General features: G+C 67.1%; 21 protein-coding genes and 1 tRNA gene. 14 read left to right on the forward strand and 8 right to left on the reverse strand.

The features are described 5' to 3' along the window. Positions 1–39: 39 nt before the first annotated feature. The 7 genes from NA3_RS02050 (at position 40) to NA3_RS02075 (ending at position 4,795) form a co-directional block, all read left to right on the forward strand. Positions 40–1,014 carry an Acg family FMN-binding oxidoreductase gene (locus tag NA3_RS02050; protein WP_062961875.1) on the forward strand — a complete coding sequence of 325 codons (975 nt, stop codon included), beginning with the start codon at positions 40–42 and terminating at the stop codon, positions 1,012–1,014. Between the two features lie 170 nt (positions 1,015–1,184). Continuing rightward, positions 1,185–1,257 (forward strand) — tRNA-Arg (locus NA3_RS02055). Between the two features lie 81 nt (positions 1,258–1,338). Further along, on the forward strand, positions 1,339–2,172 hold the full coding sequence (locus tag NA3_RS02060) for a PucR family transcriptional regulator (protein WP_084490871.1): 834 nt from the start codon (positions 1,339–1,341) through the stop codon (positions 2,170–2,172). Positions 2,173–2,360: 188 nt separating this feature from the next. After that, positions 2,361–2,621 carry a hypothetical protein gene (locus NA3_RS02065; protein ID WP_062961877.1) on the forward strand — a complete coding sequence of 87 codons (261 nt, stop codon included), beginning with the start codon at positions 2,361–2,363 and terminating at the stop codon, positions 2,619–2,621. A 36-nt stretch (positions 2,622–2,657) separates the two neighbouring features. After that, positions 2,658–2,915 carry a hypothetical protein gene (locus NA3_RS02070; protein WP_062961878.1) on the forward strand — a complete coding sequence of 86 codons (258 nt, stop codon included), beginning with the start codon at positions 2,658–2,660 and terminating at the stop codon, positions 2,913–2,915. Between the two features lie 238 nt (positions 2,916–3,153). Next, positions 3,154–3,483: a hypothetical protein gene (locus NA3_RS35670; RefSeq protein WP_128145064.1), complete on the forward strand. Its 330-nt coding sequence runs from the start codon at positions 3,154–3,156 to the stop codon at positions 3,481–3,483. Positions 3,484–3,589: 106 nt separating this feature from the next. Continuing rightward, positions 3,590–4,795: an FAD-dependent monooxygenase gene (locus NA3_RS02075; protein WP_062961879.1), complete on the forward strand. Its 1,206-nt coding sequence runs from the start codon at positions 3,590–3,592 to the stop codon at positions 4,793–4,795. A 1-nt stretch (position 4,796) separates the two neighbouring features. On the opposite strand, the gene NA3_RS02080 is transcribed toward NA3_RS02075, so the two are convergent. Continuing rightward, complete coding sequence (locus tag NA3_RS02080; RefSeq protein WP_062961880.1) at positions 4,797–6,059, reverse strand: diguanylate cyclase domain-containing protein; 1,263 nt, start codon at positions 6,057–6,059, stop codon at positions 4,797–4,799. A gap of 424 nt (positions 6,060–6,483) precedes the next feature. On the opposite strand from NA3_RS02080, the gene NA3_RS02085 reads away from it, so the two are divergent. After that, positions 6,484–8,250, forward strand: a complete 1,767-nt coding sequence (locus NA3_RS02085; RefSeq protein WP_084490876.1) for an ABC transporter ATP-binding protein — start codon at positions 6,484–6,486, stop codon at positions 8,248–8,250. Between the two features lie 17 nt (positions 8,251–8,267). Here NA3_RS02085 and NA3_RS02090 read toward each other — a convergent pair whose 3' ends face one another. Then, a complete protein-coding gene (locus tag NA3_RS02090; protein ID WP_128145063.1) occupies positions 8,268–9,041 on the reverse strand; it encodes a hypothetical protein in 774 nt (257 codons plus the stop codon). 171 nt (positions 9,042–9,212) lie between these two features. Between NA3_RS02090 and sigJ the strand changes: the two genes are divergently transcribed. The 3 genes from sigJ (at position 9,213) to NA3_RS02100 (ending at position 11,645) form a co-directional block, all read left to right on the forward strand. Continuing rightward, entirely contained in the window at positions 9,213–10,100 is an 888-nt protein-coding gene (sigJ, locus tag NA3_RS02095) for an RNA polymerase sigma factor SigJ (RefSeq protein ID WP_062961883.1), read from the forward strand. Positions 10,101–10,113: 13 nt separating this feature from the next. Beyond that, positions 10,114–10,269 carry a hypothetical protein gene (locus NA3_RS37500; RefSeq protein ID WP_501193617.1) on the forward strand — a complete coding sequence of 52 codons (156 nt, stop codon included), beginning with the start codon at positions 10,114–10,116 and terminating at the stop codon, positions 10,267–10,269. A 149-nt stretch (positions 10,270–10,418) separates the two neighbouring features. Further along, entirely contained in the window at positions 10,419–11,645 is a 1,227-nt protein-coding gene (locus tag NA3_RS02100; protein WP_062961884.1) for a cytochrome P450 family protein, read from the forward strand. Positions 11,646–11,660: 15 nt separating this feature from the next. On the opposite strand, the gene NA3_RS02105 is transcribed toward NA3_RS02100, so the two are convergent. The 3 genes from NA3_RS02105 to NA3_RS02115 all read right to left on the reverse strand — a co-directional run bounded on the left by NA3_RS02105 (position 11,661) and on the right by NA3_RS02115 (position 14,034). After that, positions 11,661–12,890 (reverse strand): fatty acid desaturase family protein, encoded by a 1,230-nt coding sequence (locus NA3_RS02105; protein WP_062961885.1) that lies wholly within the window; start codon positions 12,888–12,890, stop codon positions 11,661–11,663. 146 nt (positions 12,891–13,036) lie between these two features. After that, positions 13,037–13,525, reverse strand: a complete 489-nt coding sequence (locus NA3_RS02110) for a MarR family winged helix-turn-helix transcriptional regulator (protein ID WP_062961886.1) — start codon at positions 13,523–13,525, stop codon at positions 13,037–13,039. 65 nt (positions 13,526–13,590) lie between these two features. Beyond that, the gene (locus NA3_RS02115; protein WP_218021760.1) at positions 13,591–14,034 is read right to left on the reverse strand and encodes a nitroreductase family deazaflavin-dependent oxidoreductase; all 444 of its coding nucleotides are present in this window, start codon (positions 14,032–14,034) and stop codon (positions 13,591–13,593) included. 355 nt (positions 14,035–14,389) lie between these two features. On the opposite strand from NA3_RS02115, the gene NA3_RS02120 reads away from it, so the two are divergent. Continuing rightward, positions 14,390–15,271 carry an MHYT domain-containing protein gene (locus NA3_RS02120; RefSeq protein WP_227995384.1) on the forward strand — a complete coding sequence of 294 codons (882 nt, stop codon included), beginning with the start codon at positions 14,390–14,392 and terminating at the stop codon, positions 15,269–15,271. Positions 15,272–15,305: 34 nt separating this feature from the next. Here the strand turns inward: NA3_RS02120 and NA3_RS02125 are convergent, their stop codons facing one another. The 3 genes from NA3_RS02125 to NA3_RS02135 all read right to left on the reverse strand — a co-directional run bounded on the left by NA3_RS02125 (position 15,306) and on the right by NA3_RS02135 (position 17,927). Further along, positions 15,306–15,578: a hypothetical protein gene (locus NA3_RS02125; RefSeq protein WP_062961887.1), complete on the reverse strand. Its 273-nt coding sequence runs from the start codon at positions 15,576–15,578 to the stop codon at positions 15,306–15,308. A 143-nt stretch (positions 15,579–15,721) separates the two neighbouring features. Beyond that, entirely contained in the window at positions 15,722–16,201 is a 480-nt protein-coding gene (locus NA3_RS02130; RefSeq protein WP_372464272.1) for a C40 family peptidase, read from the reverse strand. 289 nt (positions 16,202–16,490) lie between these two features. After that, entirely contained in the window at positions 16,491–17,927 is a 1,437-nt protein-coding gene (locus NA3_RS02135; protein WP_062961888.1) for an amino acid permease, read from the reverse strand. 153 nt (positions 17,928–18,080) lie between these two features. Here NA3_RS02135 and NA3_RS02140 point away from each other — a divergent pair, with 153 nt between their 5' ends. Both NA3_RS02140 and NA3_RS02145 read left to right on the forward strand, forming a co-directional pair. Then, positions 18,081–19,298 carry a cytochrome P450 gene (locus NA3_RS02140; protein WP_062961889.1) on the forward strand — a complete coding sequence of 406 codons (1,218 nt, stop codon included), beginning with the start codon at positions 18,081–18,083 and terminating at the stop codon, positions 19,296–19,298. A 70-nt stretch (positions 19,299–19,368) separates the two neighbouring features. Beyond that, complete coding sequence (locus NA3_RS02145) at positions 19,369–19,935, forward strand: TetR/AcrR family transcriptional regulator (protein WP_062961890.1); 567 nt, start codon at positions 19,369–19,371, stop codon at positions 19,933–19,935. Positions 19,936–19,969 lie beyond the last annotated feature (34 nt).

Genomic DNA, 19,969 nt, shown 5'->3' on the forward strand with positions numbered 1-19,969 from the left:
GGCGAATGCACCCGACGAAATATCGCTCTGGGAGGCATCATGCAGCACGTTCCCGACCGCTCGACCATCGTCGCGGCCCTGCAGTTGGCGGCCCGCGCCCCGTCCGTGCACAACACCCAGCCCTGGCGGTGGGATTTCGACGGGGCCCGTCTGCACCTGTTCAGTGATTCCACCCGGCAACTGAAGGTGGCCGATCCGAGCGGGCGGCAGGAGGTGATCAGCTGCGGCGCCAACCTGCACCACGCCCGGGTCGCCTTCGCCGAGCAGGGGCATCCCATCGCGGTGTCCTATGTTCCCGAGGAAGGGCTGCACGACCTGCTGGCCGTCGCCGAATTCGAGCCGCCGCGCCCACCGTCGGATCGCGAACGCGCCCTCGCCGCCGCGATCCGCGCACGCCGCACCGACCGGCTCCCGATGTCGGCGCCCGACCGGCCGGAGCTGGTGCGACAGTTGCGCGAGGTGTCCGAGGTGGACGGTGTGCACCTGAACGCCGTCGACGATTCGGTGCGTCCCCGGCTCGCCGCCGCCTCCGAGCAGACCGCCTCCCTGCAACAGTTCGACACCCCGTATCAGAACGAATTACGCTGGTGGACAGGTAATTTCGACGTCCCAGAAGGGATACCGTCCTACGCTCTGCCCACCGCCCCCGAGGCGGCACTGGTCGATGTCGGCCGCGACTTTCCGATCCCGCCCGGAGATCCGCACCGCACCGGCGAGCCCGACCATGCCACCCTCGTGGTGCTCAGCACCGCCGAGAACACCCCGCACGATTGGCTGGCGACCGGCGAAACCCTGTCCACCGCCCTGCTGTCGGCCACTGCGGCCGGACTGGCGACCTGCCCCCTCACCCACATCACCGAAATCCCGGCGGCCGTCCGCGCGATCCGCACCCTGCTGCCCGACCCCGCTCGCATCCCCCAGGTACTCATCCGCCTGGGCACCGCACCCCACGACACCTTCGTCCCGCCCACCCCGCGCCGACCGGTCGAGGATTTCCTCTCCCTGCCGCGCTGAGACGCCGCAAATCGGTCGCCGCCATGGCGAGGTGGCCACCGGCCCGCCACACGCTAGACTGACCACGCCTGATCGTCACCCCCGGGAGGCACAGGCATCGTGGATCACTGCGAGGCAAGTGCGAAACCCGTTGTGAAGCGGGATCTTTCACACTGTCGCGCACGGTCTACGCCCTCGTAGCTCAGGGGATAGAGCACCGCTCTCCTAAAGCGGGTGTCGCAGGTTCGAATCCTGCCGAGGGCACTGTGGACATTCGAGTTCCACAGCCGACAGTCGGCTTCGACTACCCTTCCCAACAGGAAGTCGCAGGTAAGTCCCGTTTCCATGTCCTCGCGGGCACCGCCGAGGACCTCTGTGGCTGCTGAACCTGGAATTCTCGACAGCAGTGACCGAGGCCTACCGGGATCAGATGACCGCACTCATGGTGGCCGAGGATCGCAGACTCTCGGACTGCCTTTCGAAGGGGCATTCGTGGTTGTCGCCGCCGAGTCGACCCCGATCGCCGACAAGGCGAAGGTCCATCTGGAAGACGTCCTCCGTCGGCGTGGTACCGCATCGGCATGGCGGTCGCAGCCCGATCGTGAGATCGGCATCATCTACCGTGGCAGCGGCCAAACCCTTGCCGAAATTCTCGAGGTCGTCTCCGCCACTGCGGCCGCTCGGGTCGGTGTGAGTCCGGAGTTCGAACGACTCGATATGACTTCGCGTGCGGCTCCTTTCGCCCGCACCGCCCTCGAGACGATGCCCGCCGGCACGGTCGGCGTGAACCAGATCTCCGATACGCCGATCAGCGCTCTGGTCATCGCCAATCTGGATTCGACACGGCAATTCGTCTGGCGGGTCCTCGGTGGCGTGCTCACCCTGCCCGACGACGAACGCGGCACCCACCTCGCCACTGCCCGCGCCTGGCTGGACGCCGACGGTTCGGCCGCGCAGACCGCGAGCACCCTGTACTGCCACGAGAACACCGTTCGATATCGCATGCGCCGACTGGAAGAGCGGCTGGGTTGCTCACTGTCGAGCCCGACCCGGCTCGCCGAATTCGTCGCCGCTCTGCAGGCGATCAACACATTCCCCGACCTCGCCTCGCACCCGGCCGACGAGTCCGCGGTGGGCAGGGCAGCGTCCCCGTTGCCGAGCAGGCCGATCGGAGCCTGACTCATCCGGTTTTGGTGTGGCGACAATCCTTCGCCCCGAATTGTGTTTTCGGCTACAACCGGACATTGGCCGCCGGGCCCTAAGCTTTTCTGCGTCAAGCGTTTTCGGTGAATCATCGATACTCCGTTGGGTGAGCTCGGTGCAGCGACCGCCGGGCTCACCCGCAGTTCTACGACAGGGTGTGCACAATGATGCAGTCATCGGCTCTCGGCCGGGCCGGGTCACGACTCAGCGGCCATTCGCGCGAAGTTGCGAAGCGATTCGTCATCGACAAGGTCGAATCCACCGGCGCGGCAACACGAGATGACTTCGACATCGATTTGATCGTCACGACCGTGCACCAGCAGACCGATGACTGGAACTTTCAGGCCATGCCCGCATCGGCATTCTGGCGCATCGTTTCCAACTGCTTCGAAGACGAGCCCGCGCGGGTGGGCGCCGACGATTAGTTCTCGCCGCTCCGGAGCCTACGAGGAGGACCAGTTGTGGGTACACCCGAATTGTGGGACGGCGGCGAGGAAGCCCCCGGTCGGGTGCCCGCGCCGACGGCCGGACCGGGCAGCTACCTCCACCACGAGGACGGCTCATGGTCCTTCGTGGGCGACGACGGCTGGCCGGTCGGTGCCGAGGAGTTCTACGCCGAGCTCACCGGCGCCGTCGCGACACCACCGGTGATCGACGTGCAGCCCGAGTCCGTCACCGACTTCGAGGTCGACAGCAGCGACCGTCGGCCGCGAAATTGAAACTCGTTACGCGACAGTGGGTTACAACGACACCACGCGCCTCGGCCGGGGCATGATGTGGCCGGTCACCTACGCACTGACCACGCGGCAGCCTGAACGGATCCGCGTCGCCGATCACCCGGCGACAGTGGCGGAATCCGGCGGGCCGAGTTTGTGAAACAGGTTGTTTCGGCAACTTTTGCATTCGGCGAAAACGCGTAGAATTCCAGCAGGTCGGGACAGCTATCTGGAGCCCATCATGATCAAGAAAAGGAATTCACACACCAAATTCGCTCGGTTGGCAGCAGCAGCCGGAATAGCCGCGGTCGCTGCGGTTCCGGTCGTCGCGGCCGCGACGCAAGCGTCCGCCACCGAAACAGCGACGCCCACATCCGCCACCCAACCTGTCGACAGCCCCGGCTGGGGCAACGGCGGCGGCTGGGGTCACGGCTGGGGCTGGGGCCACGGCTGGGGTTGGGGCAACGGCTGGGGCTGGGGTAACGGCGGTTGGGGAGGCGGCGGCTGGGGAGGCGGCGGCTGGGGCAGCAACTGGTGGAACCCATTCGGCGGCGGCTGGGGAAGCTTCTAGTGCCGACAACCGAGCCCGGACACGCACAGCGTGCCGGGCTCGGTCGCATCCGAGACCGTTCATGTGACGGCCGGGATCGACCAACCGCGCTGGGACTGGTGACCGAATGAAAATCGTGTGTATCGGTGGCGGGCCGGCCGGACTGTACTTCGCCATTTCGATGAAGCGGCGCGACCCGGGCCATGCCGTCACGGTGATAGACCGGGATCCTCCCGGGTCCACCTATGGCTGGGGCGTCGTGTACTGGGACGACCTGCTCGACGTCCTGTATCGGAACGATCCCGACAGCGCCCGGGCGGTGCGGGCCGGATCGGTCCTCTGGCGCGAACAGGCGATCCACGTGGGCGACGAGGGGACCGCATATTTCCCGGGGTACGGATTCAGCATGGGGCGAGCGGCATTGCTCGATGTGCTGTCCCGGCGGGCGCGCGACCTCGGCGTCGATGTCCAGCACGGCCGCGAGATCCACGATCTGTCCGGCTTCGACGACGCCGATCTCGTCCTCGCGTCCGATGGCGCCAACAGCCGGGTGCGCCAGCTCGACGATCATCGCTTCGGAACGTCGGTGACACTCGGCGAGAATCGCTATATCTGGCTGGGCACCGACAAGGTTTTCACCCGATTCACCTTCGCCTTCGAACACACCCCGGCCGGTTGGATCTGGTTCCACGCCTACCCGTCGATCGCCGGAAAGATCAGCACCTGCATCGTCGAGTGCCAACCGCGGACGTGGCACGAATCGGGATTCGATTCTCTGGACAACGCCGCGAATGTGCGTCTGCTGGAAAAGATATTCGCGCGCGTTCTCGACGGACATTCGTTGATCAGCAAGACGCGAGGCGAATTCGCCAGGTGGAGTTGCTTTCCCGAGGTGACCAACAAATCCTGGTATCACGACAATGTGGTGCTGCTCGGCGATGCCGCGCACACGACGCACTTCACCATCGGTTCGGGCACCCGGTTGGCGATCATCGACGCCATCGTGCTCGCACAAAGTCTGTACGAACACGACGAGATCGCCGGCGCGCTGGAGGATTACGACGCACAGCGGCGCGCGGCGATGCGCCCGATACAGGCCGCCGCCCGTGCCAGCATGACCTGGTTCGAACACGCCGACCGGTATCTCGATCGCAACGCCGTGCAGTTCGCCTATGCGATGGCGGTCCGGCACGGGCTGCAAATGCCGTGGCGTTATCAGATGCACCTGCTCTCACAGGTTCCCGCCGTGCGCACGATGCGCCGGGGTCTCGATTCCGGGCAACGATGGTGGCGAGCTGCCCGACGGGGAGAACTCGCGATGACCCGGCGCTGATCTATTCGGCGGCGCGACTGCTCTCGTCGCGATGCAGCACCCAGGTGCCACGGCCGGCGGCCTTGGCTCGGTACAGGCCCACGTCGGCGTCGTTCAACAGCTTCTCGGCATTCGCGCCGGCGACCGGGGCGACGACGGCGCCGATACTGGCCGACATCGCCAGCAGATCGGTGGGACCGACCGGAACCGGTTCCCGCAGTGTCGCGAGCATGGCCTCGGCGGCGGCGTGCGCCGTCTTCTCGTCACAGGGCGGTGCGAGCAGCGCGACGAACTCGTCTCCGCCGATGCGGGTGACCGTGACGGCCGGTGAGGTCATCGTCGCGTCGAGCCGGCGACCGACCTCGGCCAGGACGCTGTCGCCCGCGCGGTGGCCGTAGCGGTCGTTGATCAGCTTGAACTCGTCGAGGTCGAGAAAGCACAGACCGATGTGGTCGTCGGGACCGGCCGTCGCGACGATGGCCTCCAACTGCTCGAGCAGGCAGTGCCGATTGGGCAGACCGGTCAGCGGATCGTGGCGCGCCTGCCACCACAGTTTGCGCTCCATCGCCCGCCGCTCGGTGATGTCCTCTCCGACGGCGAGCAGTCGCAGATCGCGACCACCCGCCCCGCGCACCAGCGTCATCGTCCAGGAGCCCCAGCAGACGGTGCCGTCGGGGCGGCAGAAGCGGCCTTCGAAGTGCACCGTGCCATGCCTGCGCTGATACAGATCGACGACCACCTGCTGGAGCTTGCCGCGATCCTCGGGATGCATCAGATCCAGACCCGCCACCCCCGGCAGTTCCTCCGGCTTCATCCCCACCATCCGGGCCGTGGTCGGGTTGGCCTCCAGCGTGATGCCGTTGCTGTCGTAGAGGGCGATCGCCACCGCGGCGTTGTCGAACACCACCCGGAAACGCTGGTCGGCTATCTCCTGGCTGTCCGCGTGAACCTTCAAGAGTTCGGCACTGTAGCCGCGGCCGAGTTCGCCGAGGAGCGCGCCGAACCGCTGCGTTCGATCCGGCCGCTGCGATCGGTCCAGCACACCGGCCAGCACCGTGGCGGACGGGGTCATCAAGGCGGGGTCGGTCAACTTCCACCGCACCATCTCGACCCCGACTCGGTAGGCGGGCGACGGATCGAACGGCTCGGCCGCCATGGCGGCTTCCAGTTCGACGATCCACCCGGTCAACTGCTGGACGTCCGGCAGAGAGGTCGGCACGCCACCGCAATCGACCAGGGCCGCCGACCAGTCCCGCGCTATGTCGGCAACCTCGCGCCTGTCCATCCGCGAGGACCTTCCTCCATCACCGGACCCGCGGGCCCGGCACCGACGACCCTCCCCATTGGCTACCAACGAGCATACGAAACAACCGCGCTGCCGTGTGTGACGGCGGACCGGCCGCACTACCGACGCCCCCGATCGAGTCGGCACCCTGGCAGGGCGCCGTACGACGACACGAGGTAGTCGTCCGATCCACTCGGGAACTACCCCCGATCGCGGGAGAGTAACGCCTCCGCTCGGCATCGGAATGTCCGGAATGCACCGCTCGTGCATTCCGTGCGTGGCACATCGGTCTTCGTGCTCGGTTCGGGTCGGAACTCTTGCATCGGAGGGAGTTTCGGGAACCCTCTCGATCGGCGTGGCATCTGGCCGGTTGCGACTACGTTGAGCTGGACGACAGCGGTCGGCTCGGACGAGTGGGGGAACGATGTCAGACGACGATGGGGCTCGAGCGCGCGATTCCTGGCCGCGCCGGGTGGGCGCACTTCTCGGAATTCTCGCACCACAACGTCATTCGCTGCTGGCGGCGACTGCGCTGCTTCTCGGCGGCACCGGATTGTCGCTGGCGCAACCGCTGCTGGCCGGACAGGTCGTCCGCGATGCGTCCTCCGGCGCGCCGATCGCGTGGTCGCTCGCGGCGTTGGTGGGGGCCTACCTGCTGTATGCCGTCGCCGATACCGGCGGCGGCTACCTGCTCGAGCGATCCAGCGAATCCGTCCTCCTGTCCCTGCGCAATCACCTGGTGGGGCATCTGCTGCGGCTGAGAATTCCCACTCTGGAGTCACAGCGGGTCGGTGATCTCATCTCCCGCGTCACGCTCGATTCGACTGTGATCCGCAATGCCGTGGGCAGCAGTCTCGTCCAAATAGTCACGGGCGCAATCACACTCGCCGGAACCGTGGCGCTGATGATCTATCTCGATTGGCTGTTGTTCTCGATCGTCTTCGTCACCGTGGGCGTCGCCGCGGGTGCGATGTTGCTTGTCATGACGCGAATCGAAGTGGCTTCGGTTCGCCTGCAGGAGAGTGTCGGCGCGTTGTCGGCGGATATCGAGCGCGCGCTGAACGGCGTGCGCACGGTGAAGGTCAACAATGCCGAGGACCGCGAACACGAGCGGTTGACCGAACTGGCCGGCGCGGCGTTCGCCGCCGGCGTGCGCGCGGCCCGGCTGAAGGCGCTGGGCAATCCGGCCATGCACCTGGCGGTGACCGGGTCGTTCGTGGTGTCCCTGCTGGTCGGCGGCGTGCGGGTGGCGAATCATCAGATGGAGTTGAGCGGCCTCGTCACGATGATGCTGCTCGCGATGAATCTGCTGATTCCGGTCGGCGATCTGTTCAACGGCTCCGTCGGATTGCAGAAGGCCTTGGGCGCGCTGAGCCGGATCGAATCGACGCTGGGTTTGCCGGCCGAGGATGTCGACGAGATCCCGCAGGACAGCGTCGACGGTGATTCGGCGCTCGACACCGGGACCGGGCGTCCCGCACTCGAATTCCGAGACGTGCGTTTCTCTTACGACGAGCGGCCGATTCTCGACGGCGTGAGTTTCGCGGTACCTCCGCAGGGACACGTGGCACTGGTCGGGCACTCGGGTGCCGGAAAATCCACCGTATTCTCCCTGGTCAGCCGGTTCTATAATCCGGACGGCGGAGACATCCTGCTCGACGGCCGGTCCTACGCCGGTCGCCCGCGCCGGGCGTGGCGCTCGCAGATCAGCTTGCTGGAGCAGAACGCGCCACTGCTGTTCGGCAGCCTCCGAGACAACCTGACCTACCGGCAGCCGGGCCTCGGCGACGACGACCTGCGGCGCGCGATAGAGCTCGCCGGGCTGGCCGATCTCGTCTCCCGGCTGCCCCGCAGGCTGGACACTCCCGTGGGCGAGCACGGGGTCCTGCTCTCCGGCGGCGAGCGCCAACGGGTGGCACTGGCCCGAGCGCTGATCCGCCGGCCGGTCCTGATGATGCTCGACGAACCCACCGCCATGCTCGACGCCGAAACCGAGAAGGCACTGAACGTGACCATCCAGAATGTGCGAAAAGAATGCGCGCTCTTGGTGATCGCCCATCGCCTGTCCACGATCCGCGAGGCCGACACCGTCCTGTTCCTGAGGGATGGGCGGATCGTCGACAGCGGGCCACACGACGAACTGGTCGCCCGCAATGCCGACTATCGACAGCTCGTCGGAGCGAAGATGTGATCGCGTACCGCGGATTGTCAGCTCGACAGTGTCGTCAACGCGGCCGGGTCGAACAGATCCCGAATTCGGTTCCACGGGAGCTGAACCGGGTAGTAGTCGCCCCGCGCGTGCGCGACCGGGAAGTAGACGGTGAGCCCTTCCGGGGAAGGGACCCAGTTGGCGAAATCGTCACTGCCGGGAGCATGGGTGAACAGTGTGGGCCCGTCCGGGGGCACCAGGCTCTGGGCCGTCGTGGCGAGCGCGTTCCAGCTCCGATCCGGGTCGCGCAGGGCGGTCGGCAGCAGGACGGGTTGGGCGGTGCCGGTGTCGAGCACCACGGTGCCGATCTGGTTGACCGGGTGCGGACCGCCCTCCCAGGTGTGATCCGTAATCAACACGCCCGCGACGACATGCGCCCCTATCCGGGTGACGCGGCTGGTTTCCCCGCAGCGCAGCCGGGCGTCGTGCAGCGCACCGTCCGCCGCGCCCCCACGCAGGTCGGCCAGCGAGGCGCGCATCGCCGCGTTGAACCTCTCGCGAACCGCCTCGTCACCGCCCTCGAGTTGCGGCAGCGTGACGTCGGTCGTCAGCGTCGCGGTCTGCTCGCGCACCGCAACGGTGGTGGCGGTGTACGGCCCCGCCGAGGGCGCGGGCGACTGCGGGCATCCGGCCTGCTGACCGGGCGATTCGGTGACCTGCTGAGCAACCGGTTCGGAGGAGGCCGCGACTCGTCCATGACCGGCATCGTCCGTACCGCAAGCCGACAGCGCCGCCACGCCGACCCAGATTGCCACCCACATCGCGTTTTTCACTGGGCACTCCCCCCGACTGTCACCGGCGAACGGCAGCATACAACCTCGACACCCGCGCTCGGGAGTAACCGACGGCCGGCACCTCGCTCGCGGCGACGCGCATAATCTCACATTTCGCCGCGCTGTTTCGTCCAACAGTGGACGGACCTTACCGAGCGAGGGAGCGAGACCATGACCGATCCGGAAGCGAGCGCGGTGGTGAGTGAGCGGCGAGCACTGCTCAACCTCGCCTACCGGCTGCTCGGCTCCCTCGCGGAGGCCGAGGACGTGGTCCAGGAGACCTATGCGCGCTGGTACGCCATGTCCCCGGAACAACAGCGGGCCGTCGCGGCACCCGGTGGCTGGTTGCGGACCGTGGCCAGCCGCATCTGCCTGGATCTGCTCGGTTCGGCGCGGGCGCGGCGCGAGCGCTACGTCGGGGAGTGGATTCCGGAGCCGGTCCCGGACCGCAGCGAATGGGGTGCGCCCGCACCGGCCGATCCGGCCGACCGGGTGACGCTCGACGAATCGATCAGTATGGCGTTCCTGGTCGTGCTCGATTCCATGACGCCGGCCGAGCGGGTGGCCTTCGTCCTGCACGATGTCTTCCGGTATTCCTTCGCCGAGATCGCCGACATCGTCGGCCGCACGCCCGCGGCCTGCCGCCAGCTGGCCTCCTCCGCACGCCGTCGCGTCCAGACCTCGGCACGTCCGTCCCGGGACGAGCGGGCCGAGGTCGTCAGGGACTTCAAACGCGCCTGGGAGACCAAGGATATCGAGGCACTGATCGAGATCCTGGATCCACGGGCCGTCGCGACCGCCGACAGCGGCGGCCGGGTGGTGGCCTTCCGTCATCCGATCACCGGTGGTGAGCAGATCGCACGCGCATGGATCGAGATCGCCTCCCGCGCCGCGGAAGTCACCCTCCTCGAGCGGACCGTCAACGGCCAGCCCGGCCTGGTGGCACAGATCGGCGGGACCATCGCGACCGTCTACGCCTTCGACATCGCCGACGGCCGGATCACCCGGATCTGGGCGATCCGCAATCCGGAGAAGCTGCGGCAGTGGACGGAAAGCTGACTGCCACTTCCCCATGGTGGCCCTCGGCATGACCGCGATGGCGCCGTTCACGGCCGGCTGGCCTCCGGTGCTGCGCGCGCTCGTTCTCACCGCATTCGTGGTCCCGGCCGCCGTGTACGTGGTCGTCCCGCGCCTGCTCGGCGTCGTCACCCGATATGTTCGCCGGTGACCGGCGAAAGCGGTTCGGGCGGAACGGTTTCTACGCGAATCGGTCATCCGCGCTCCGGCGCGATTTTCGGTACTTTGGATACGGTCACCGTTACGACTGGGCTGACACCGTGGGGAGCGCCGTTCGGCGCCGGTAGCAGGGAGCACAGTATGGCCGAGGCCGAGGTATCCGAGCAGATCGAACTGGTGGAACGGGACTTCCACGACGATCCGCACAAGTACTACGAGCACTGGCGGGCGCGGGGGCCGGTGCACCACGTGCGATTCACGCACGAGCTCGGGATTCCGTGCTGGGTCGTCGTCGGCCATGCGGAAGCGCGGGCGGCACTGGCCGATCCGCGATTGCGGAAGAACTCGGCCGGCACCATCGAACTGTTCCGGCGCAAAGGCTCTGCGGTGCTGTCGAATTCGGACGCGCAGGCGTTGAGCACCCATATGCTCAATACCGATCCGCCGGAACACACCCGGCTGCGGAAGCTGGTGAACAAGGCCTTCACGCCGCGGCGGGTGGCGGCCTTGCGTCCTCGCATCGAGGAGATCACCGCGGGACTGCTCGACGAGGTGGGCGGGCACGACGAGGTCGATCTGCTCCATGCGTTCGCGACCCCGCTGCCCGTCACCGTGATCTGCGAATTGCTCGGCGTTCCCTTCACCGATCGCGACGATTTCCAACTGTGGACCAAGATTCTGGTGGGCGCCGCCGGAGATCTGGCGGACCGCGACCGCGCATCCGCCGATATGGGCGGATATCTGACGGCGCTGCTGGCGGACAAACGCGTTCGGCCCGGCGACGACCTGCTGTCGGGATTGGCCACCGAACACGACGGAGACGACCGCCTCACCGATCAGGAAATGGTGGCGATGGCTTTTCTGCTACTGGTCGCCGGACACGAGACGACGGTGAACCTGATCGGCAACGGCACCTTCGCACTGCTGCGCAACCGGCCCCAATTCGAGGCGCTGCGGGCGGACCCGGACGGCATCCCCGCCGCTGTGGAAGAGTTCCTGCGACTCGACGGCCCGGTCGGCTGGGCCACGGTCCGGTACACCGAGGAACCCGTCGACATCGGCGGAACCGTCATCCCCCCAGGCGAATTGGTCTATGTCGCGCTCTCGGCGGCCGATCGCGATCCCGATCGATACCATTCACCGGAGGCCCTCGATATCAACCGGAAACCGTCCGGCCATGTGGCTTTCGGCCACGGAATTCACTTCTGCGTCGGCGCTCCCCTGGCCCGGATGGAGGCCGCTGTCGCCTTCACCGCTCTGCTGGATCGCTTTCCGAAGCTGGCACTGGCGCCGTGGTTCACGCCGCGGTGGCAGCCGAGCCTGCTCATGCGGGGACTCACCGAACTGCCGGTGCGGCCACACGGATGAGGTGAGCCCGCCGGGTCATCCGGCCGGCAGCGCGGCCTGCGCCGCCACCACCCGCAGTGCGGTGCGCAGCCCCCGTCGCGACCGGGACGGTGTGCCCTCGGCGGCCGCGAACGGGCGGTGTCCGAGAAACTTTCGCTCCGAGGCGGTTTCGGGGGCGTCGTCGGAGGTGGCGGTGAGGAAGCGATCCGGCAGTGCCAATTTGTGGATCGTCCGGAGCGTGAGCGCATACTGCCGCAGCAGGGGACCCGTGGTGTACGGCAGATCGAATTCTTCGCACAGCGCACGCACGCGAGTGGCGATCTCCCGGTACCGGTTGCTGGGTAGATCCGGGAACAGGTGATGTTCGATCTGGTAGCACAGATTGCCACTCATGAAGGCCTGCACCCGCCCGGCGTCGAAGTTCGCGGTGCCCAGCATCTGGCGCAGATACCATTCCGCCTTGGTTTCCGAGTCCAGCACCGACGGAGTGAATTTCTCCGCACCGTCGGGAAAATGGCCGCAGAAGATCACCAGGTATGCCCACAGGTTGCGCAGCACGTTGGCGCCGAGATTCGCGACGAGCGTGCGCCGCCATCGCTTTCCGCTCAACGCCGGAAAGAGCACGTAATCCTTGCCGGCTTGCCGGACGAGTTTGCCGAGCAAGGCGCGGGTCTGGCCGGCCCGCTCGGCGGTATCGGTCACCCGGTCGTGGACGGAGTCCAGGTCGTGCCAGGCGATACCCCATTCGAAGGTCGCCGCCAGCAGCACATTCTGCAGTGGTTGCAGCAGCAGGCGCGGCCGCCAGCGCTGGTCCCTGGTCACCCGCATCACGCCGAAGCCGATATCGTCGTCCATTCCCAGCACGTTGGTGTAGAGGTGATGGCGGACGTTGTGGGCGTAGCGCCACTGCGCGGACAGCCCGGCCATATCCCACTCCCACGTGTTGGAGTGAATTTCCGGGTCGTTCATCCAATCCCACTGACCGTGGGAGACGTTGTGCCCGATCTCCATATTCTCGACGCTCTTGGCCGTCGCCAGGCCCGCCGCGCCGAGCGCCCAGGCGAGGCGGCCGCGACCGGCGAGGATGATCAGTCGCGCGGCGGCGTCGAGGGTGCGCTGGAAGACGATCGTCCGGCGAATGTAGTTCGCGTCGCGAGTCCCCAGGTCGGCCTCGACATCGGCGCGAATCCGGTCGAGCTCACGACCCAGCGCCTCGATATCGGCGGGACTGAGATGTGCGTACGCGCCGATCTCGGTAATAGCCATGACCTACATCCTCGGATTGGTGTGTGGTGGCGCGAACGCCCACCGACGAGGACATATGCGGAGACCCGCCGATCACCCGAGCCTACTCGTACTCGATGAACGGCCGGCGCCACCGGCACCGGCCGGGCGCGGACGCGCGCCGCCGATCAGGCGCCGAGCTCTGCCGCGGAATCCGCCCCCGCGGTCCCGGTCTGCCGGAGGAAGTCCGCGATCACCTCCAGCTCCGTCTCCGAGTACCGCTCCAGCACCTCGTCCATGCGCCGGTTCATGCCCGAGAACACCTGGAACAGTTCGGAATTGCGTTCGCGGACGGCGCGCAGGGTGACCGCGCGCCGGTCGCTCGCCTCCGGGTCACGTTCCCGGACGATCCAGCCGCCCTTCTGCAACCGGTCCAGGACACCGGTGAGTGTGGCCGGGTGCAGGCCGGTGAGCCGGGCCAGGGCGGTCGGCGAGACGGGACCCCGCCGGTTGATCAGGTCCAGGCAGGTCCAGTCCACGTCACGGAGTTCGATCCGGCCGCCGAACCGCCGATTCAGCAGCGCGAGCTGAATGTTCAAGTCGCGCAGCGCATCCTTGACGTCGACGGCCAGCCGGCGCCGTTGCTGCGCGGCCGCGCGATCCGTCTCCGAGCTCATCGGCACCCTCCGGTCGATTCATACGGTTTTCATATGATATCCGGGCGCGGACAGCCCCCGGCGGGTCAGTGCGGTTCGACCCGGAACACCGCGATGCGCCCGGCCGCCGCCGCCACCCCGTCGGGCGTTGCCGCATCGGCCAAACCAGTTGTGACGAAACGGTTTCCGACACTGGCGGGCCCGGATCCGACCAATTCCCGCAGCAGCGCCCCGCGCTGCCCGACCGGAACCTCGACCAGTCGCGCGATCGTGGATTTCCGCCCGCGCGTCAGCGTGACCGAATCGGCGGCCCGCACGTTGGCGACCCACACCGCCCGGGGATAGGCCTGCACGATGTAGAGCGCCCCGCTCAACTCGTTGACCGCGATCGGGAAGGTGCGCGGTTGCCCGCTGCGCCGACCGGTGACGGTGAGCAGTTGCATCGGGCCGAAACCGATTCCCAGCCGCTGCAGCCCGACCACGATCGGATTGACCCGATTGACCATCCGCCGATACCGCTGCGCATCCATCCCGGAACCTCCAGTACTTCCGAAAACATATCCTATGATTTTCGTATCATATCTGAACCGTAACGTATTGCGGTAGTCCTGAACGTCCGGATTCGTCCGATAAACCTGTCAAGGGCCATAGGTCCCCGAGGTGGCGCAAGTGCGCCAGAACACACCTCCGGCTCGGTGTCCATCGGGCGACAGTCCGGCAAATCCCGTGCACACACCCCGTGAACCTGTGTCACCTGCGTATTTGCCGGGCGACGCGCAAGCTCGACCGCGCCCGGATACGAACGGGCGCGAGTAACGATCATGAGGAATGTGAACTATCGTCCGGTCACGAATCGATAACCCCTCTTTCGCTTCGGGAGACCTCGTGCTCGAGCTCGACCATTTCAGCCATGGCTGGGTGACCCCGGTCCTGGCCTATGTCATGTCCGTCATCGGATCCGTTCTGGCGCTGCGCTGCGCCACCCACGCCCGGGCCTCGCGCTGGCCGGGCGGCTGGTTGATCGCCGCGGCCGTCTCGCTCGGCGGCGCCGGCATCTGGGTCATGCACTTCACCGCCATGCTCGGTTTCTCGATCCATGGCACGACCATCCGCTACAACGTGCCGATGACGCTGCTCAGCGCGGCCATCGCGATCGTCGTGGTGTGGGCCGGATTGTCGATCGTGGTGCGCGGGCACCGGGAGGTGATCGCACTCCCCCTCGGCGGCATGATCACCGGCTTCGGCGTCGCGGCCATGCACTACCTCGGCATGCACGCCATGAACGCCGGCGCCCACATCGAATACAGCACCGGGCTGGTGGCCCTGTCGCTGCTGATCGCCGTGGTGGCCGCGACCGCGGCCCTGTGGTTCGTCCTGCACGTGCGTGGGTTCTCCGCCACCATCGGCGCGGCGCTCATCATGGGTCTCGCGGTATGCGGAATGCATTACACCGGAATGGCATCCATGACGGCGCACCGCATGGACACCATGTCCGAGCCGACCGGCGGTGTCGACTCGGTGCAGCTGCTCACCCCGCTGATCATGGTGGTCACGCTCGTCACCATCATGCTCGTGGTACTCGTCGGACTCGCGGAGGTCGACGGACCTTCGCGTCGCGACGATGCCGATGACACGGGCGATCTCGATCTCGCCGACAGCGGGCGTGCGTGGCCGCGCGCCTACACCGAGGAATCCCCCGCACCCGCTCAGCCGGCCGCGTCATTCAGCCTGCAGGCGATGTCGAAGCGGCAGTCGAGCCGCCGATAGCGCAGGCCGTCCGGACGATCGGCCGAGCGAACGCTCAGCCGATCGTCTTCCGGATCCATTCTTCCGCAGCGACTTTCGCCTCCGCGACCGATCGTGCGCTGACCTCGCGCAACATCCGGCCGTCGGCGGTTTCGATACGCCACGCGCAGGTGGTCCGCGTGGTCGGCTTCACCAGACCGCGAGCATCGCCGAATGCCTTGACCAGCCACCAACGGGTGCCGTCACCGGCCAACTCCCAGCCGTCGACCGCATCCGAGGGGCGCACCGGCCCGAACGGCTCGTCGGCATTCGCCCGAGTCTCGGCCACCGGCCCCCTCCTCCGCGATTCACGTTGCAGTCCCATGCTGGTCGATCTCGATTACCCGATCTCGACCACATTGTCGCGCAACATATCCTCGCGGCGGATTCGAACCCCTGGATCGGCGAGCCGCGTGGCACCCGCCGATGGCGTCAGAAGCGGCGGGCGCCGGTCACCGGCATCTGCGCGATCGCCGATCGGATGACACCCTCGCCGCTCGTCGCGGCGTGCACGACCGCGCCGTCACCCGCGTAGAGGGCGGAGTGTCCGCCGCCGTAGAACGACACCAGGTCGCCCGGTTGCAGTGCGTCCAGGTCGACCGGCGTACCGGCGGACAGCTGGTCGTAACTCGTCCGCGGCAGGTCCACCCCGACCTGCCGGTACGCCCACTGCACCAGACCCGAGCAGTCGAAGTCGTCGGGTCCCGCGGCACCCGAGCGGTAGGCCGAGCCGATCTTGGACTCGGCGGCCTCGAGTGCGCGCTCACCGACCGATTTCATGTGCTCCGGCGGGGCCGGATGGATTTCCGGGAAGAGCCCGGGAATGATGAACTGCGGCGGTAGCAGAATTCCCGGTACGACCGGGGCGGGTGGTGGTGAGTCCGCGTGCGCCGGGCCGGCGGTCGCCACCATCGTGCCCGCCGCGCCGAACAGAACGACCAGCGTCGTCGCGGTCGACCAGGCCTTACGACCCAGAAAGCGGGTACATCGACCCGCCTCGGTTCCTGCCATGATGCGTTCCTCCGAATCTCGTAGCGAGAGCAGATTTCCGAAACACCACGGTGATCAATCGATCGTTGGATCCGGGGAGCCATGATTCGCCACGGTCGGGACGAAACCAAATACGAAACACACCAATTCGAATAACAAAACGATAAATTCACGAAATACCGCAGATATCGCTGGTATCTCGATACAATCCCTACGGCCGCGCAGCAGGGGTTTCGGGCGCATCCGAGCCGGTCGCCAGCAGGGAATGGCGGCGGCTGTAGGTCAGGTAGACGATCGCGCCGACGGCGAACCAGACGGCGAAGCGCAACCACGTCACCGGCTGCAGATAGGTGATCAGCCAGATCGAGAAGCCGATGCCGAGCAGCGGCACCACCGGCATGCCCGGCGTGCGGAAGCCGCGCGGCAGATCCGGACTGCGATAGCGCAGCACGATCACCGCCGCACAGACCACGATGAAGGCCAGCAGGATGCCGATATTGGTCAGCTCGGCCGCCTGGCCGATCGGCAGCAGCCCGGCGATCACCGCCGACGCGACACCGACGATCCAGGTGATCCGCGTGGGCACCTGGCGTACCGGATGGGTTTTGGCAAACCATTGGGGCAGCAAGCCGTCCCGGCTCATCGAGTACCAGACGCGGGTCACGCCGAGCATGAAGGTGAACAGCACCGTCATGATGCCGACGATGGCCCCGGCCGCGATCAGACTGCCCAGCCCGGGCAGGCCGACGGATTCGAAGGCGGTCGACAGCCCGCTCTCCGGGTCGATGTCGGTGTAGCGCTGCATTCCGGTGAGGACCAGGCAGACCAGCACGTAGAGCACCATCGACACCGCCAGCGACAGCAGGATCGCCTTGGGCAGATGGCGTTTGGCGTCCACCGACTCCTCGGCGGCGGTCGACATCGCGTCGTAGCCGAAGACCGCGAAGAAGACGGTCGCCGCCCCGGTGACCGCGCCGGACATTCCGAACGGGAAATACGGGTGGTAGTTGGCGGAATCGATGTGGAAGAACCCGACCGCGATCACCACCACGACGACCACGAGCTTCAGGCCCACCACGAAGGTTTCGAATCGCGCCGCGGCCCGGATACCCAGGTTCAACAGGGCGGCGATGAGCAGGCACAGCAGCGCGGCGAACAGATCCACCACGTGGCCGTGCCCGGTTCCCGGCGCACCCAGCATCCATTCGGGGAGCTCGAAATTCAACTGCCCCAACAGGAATTGGATGTAACCGGAGATGCCGATCGCCACCACCGACACGATCGCGGTGTATTCGAGCAGCAGATCCCAGCCGATGAACCAGCCCACCGGCTCGCCGAGTACGGCGTAGCCGTAGGTGTAGGCCGAACCGGCGCGCGGAATGAGCCCCGCGAATTCGGCGTAGGACAGTGCGGCGGCGGCGCTCGCGACACCGGCGATCAGGAAGGACACGAGAACGGCCGGGCCGGCGGTCTGGTTCGCGACCGCACCGGCCAGGGTGAAGATGCCGGCGCCGATGATCCCGCCCACCCCGATGGCGGTCAGCTGCCACAGCCCCAGCGTGCGATGGAGGGTGGTGGCGGATTCGTCCTGAATCTGGTCGATCGGCTTGCGCCGGAAGAACTCTCGCAGAGCGGGACCGGTTGGCATGGGCGCTCCTTGTCCGAGGTGCGGCGCTGGTGAGCCCACAGTACCGATCTCACCTGCGGGTCGCCCGGTATCGGCTTCGGTGAGCGAGGGACGGACCGCCACTCGATGAAACACGTTCTAGACATGCGTGGCGTTTTGTCTTACCGTCGAAACATGAGCAAGACGATGTCTCACGAGGCACGCTTCACCTTGCGTTCCGGCGACTCCTGGCGCGACCCGTGGCCGATGTACGCCGCCCTGCGCGAATCCGATCCGGTGCACCACGTCGTTCCCGAGAACCGCCCGCACGAGGACTACTACGTGCTCTCGCGCTACGCCGATATCTACGCGGCGGTGCGCGATCCGGAGACGTTCTCCTCGGCCCAGGGTCTGACGGTCGACTACAACAACCTCAGCGAGATCGGGCTCGGCGAGAACCGGCCGTTCGTCTTCACCGATCCGCCCGACCACACCGTCTTCCGGCGCCGCGTGGCCAAGGGGTTCACGCCGCGGCAGGTCCAGGAGATCCGGCCCGCGGTCGAGGCGTTCGTGATCGAGCGGGTGGAGAAGCTGCGCGCGGCCGGTGGCGGTGACATCTCGGTGGAGTTGTTCAAACCGCTGCCCACCATGGTGGTGGCGCACTATCTCGGTGTGCCGGAAGAGGACCGGGCGCAGTTCGATCGGTGGAGCGAGGCGATCGTGGCAGCCTCGGCGACCGGCGGCATCGAGCATGCCCAGGAGGCGGTCGGTGAGCTGAGCCAGTACTTCATCGCGATGATCGAGAAGCGCAAACTCGAACCGGCGGACGACACCGTCTCCCATCTGGTGGCCTCCGGACTGGGCGCCGACGGCGACTTCGGCGAAATCCTGCAGATCATCGGCTTCGCGTTCACGATGATCACCGGCGGCAACGACACCACCACCGGAAATCTGGGTGGCGCGGTGCAATTGCTGACCAGCTACCCCGAGCAGCGCCGCCGTCTGCTCGACGATCCCGGCCTGATACCGGGCGCGGTCGACGAATTTCTCCGCATGACCTCGCCGGTGCAGGGTCTGGCCCGCACCACCACCCGCGATGTCGAGATCGAGGGCGTCACCATCCCGGCGGGCCGGCGGGTGCTGATGCTGTACGCGTCGGCCAATCGGGACGAGCGCGAATATGGTTCGGACGCAAGTGAACTCGACGTGACGCGGAATCCGAAGAACATTCTCACCTTCGGCAACGGCAACCACCACTGCCTCGGCGCGGCCGCCGCCCGCATGCAGGCCACCATCGCGCTGCGGGAACTGCTGGCCCGCTGCCCGGACTTCAGCGTCGATCCGGACGGCGTCCGATACACCGAGGGCAATTACGTGCGCTGGCCGGTCAACGTCCCCTTCGTGCCGGCATGAGCGATCAGGCGCGGAGGCGGGAGCGAAGCGTAACCACGCAGCGCCCGCTCATGCCGACGAAAGGCACAGCATGAGCGACTGGCTGGCGCATCCGCGCTCCCTGCAGGCCGCCGAGCGGATCCTGGACGCCGCGGCGAGTTTGTTCTCCGAACGCGGCGTGAACGCGACCCAGATGGGCGATATCGCCAAGGCCGCCGGCTGCTCGCGGGCGACGCTGTACCGCTACTTCGACAGCCGGCAGGCGGTGCAGCTGGCGTATGTGCATCGCGAGGCGCGGCGGGTGGGCGCCCGCGTCACCGCCGAGATCGGGATGATCGCCGACCCCGGCGAACGCGCCGTCGCCGCAGTGCTGGCCAGCCTCCGCGCGGTACGTTCGGACCCGCTGCTGATCGCGTGGTTCCGGCCCGGCGACGCCGGAGCGACCCTGCAGATCGCCCAGACCTCCGAGGTGATCGAGGCCCTCGCCCGCTCGCTGTTCGCCCCGGAAACGCCCTCGGCACATGATGATCGGTCGCAGTTGGCCCGCTGGCTGACCCGGATAATCGTCTCTCTGCTCACAGTGCCCGGCCGGGACGAGGCCGAGGAGCGCGACATGCTGGAGCGCTTCATCGCCCCGCTCGTCGCCCGGGCCGGCTGACCCCGCTTCCCCGGCGCCACCCGCGGAGCCCCGG

The organism is Nocardia africana NBRC 100379 (genome assembly GCF_001612635.1).
In the GTDB taxonomy this organism is placed as follows: Bacteria; Actinomycetota; Actinomycetes; order Mycobacteriales; family Mycobacteriaceae; genus Nocardia; species Nocardia africana.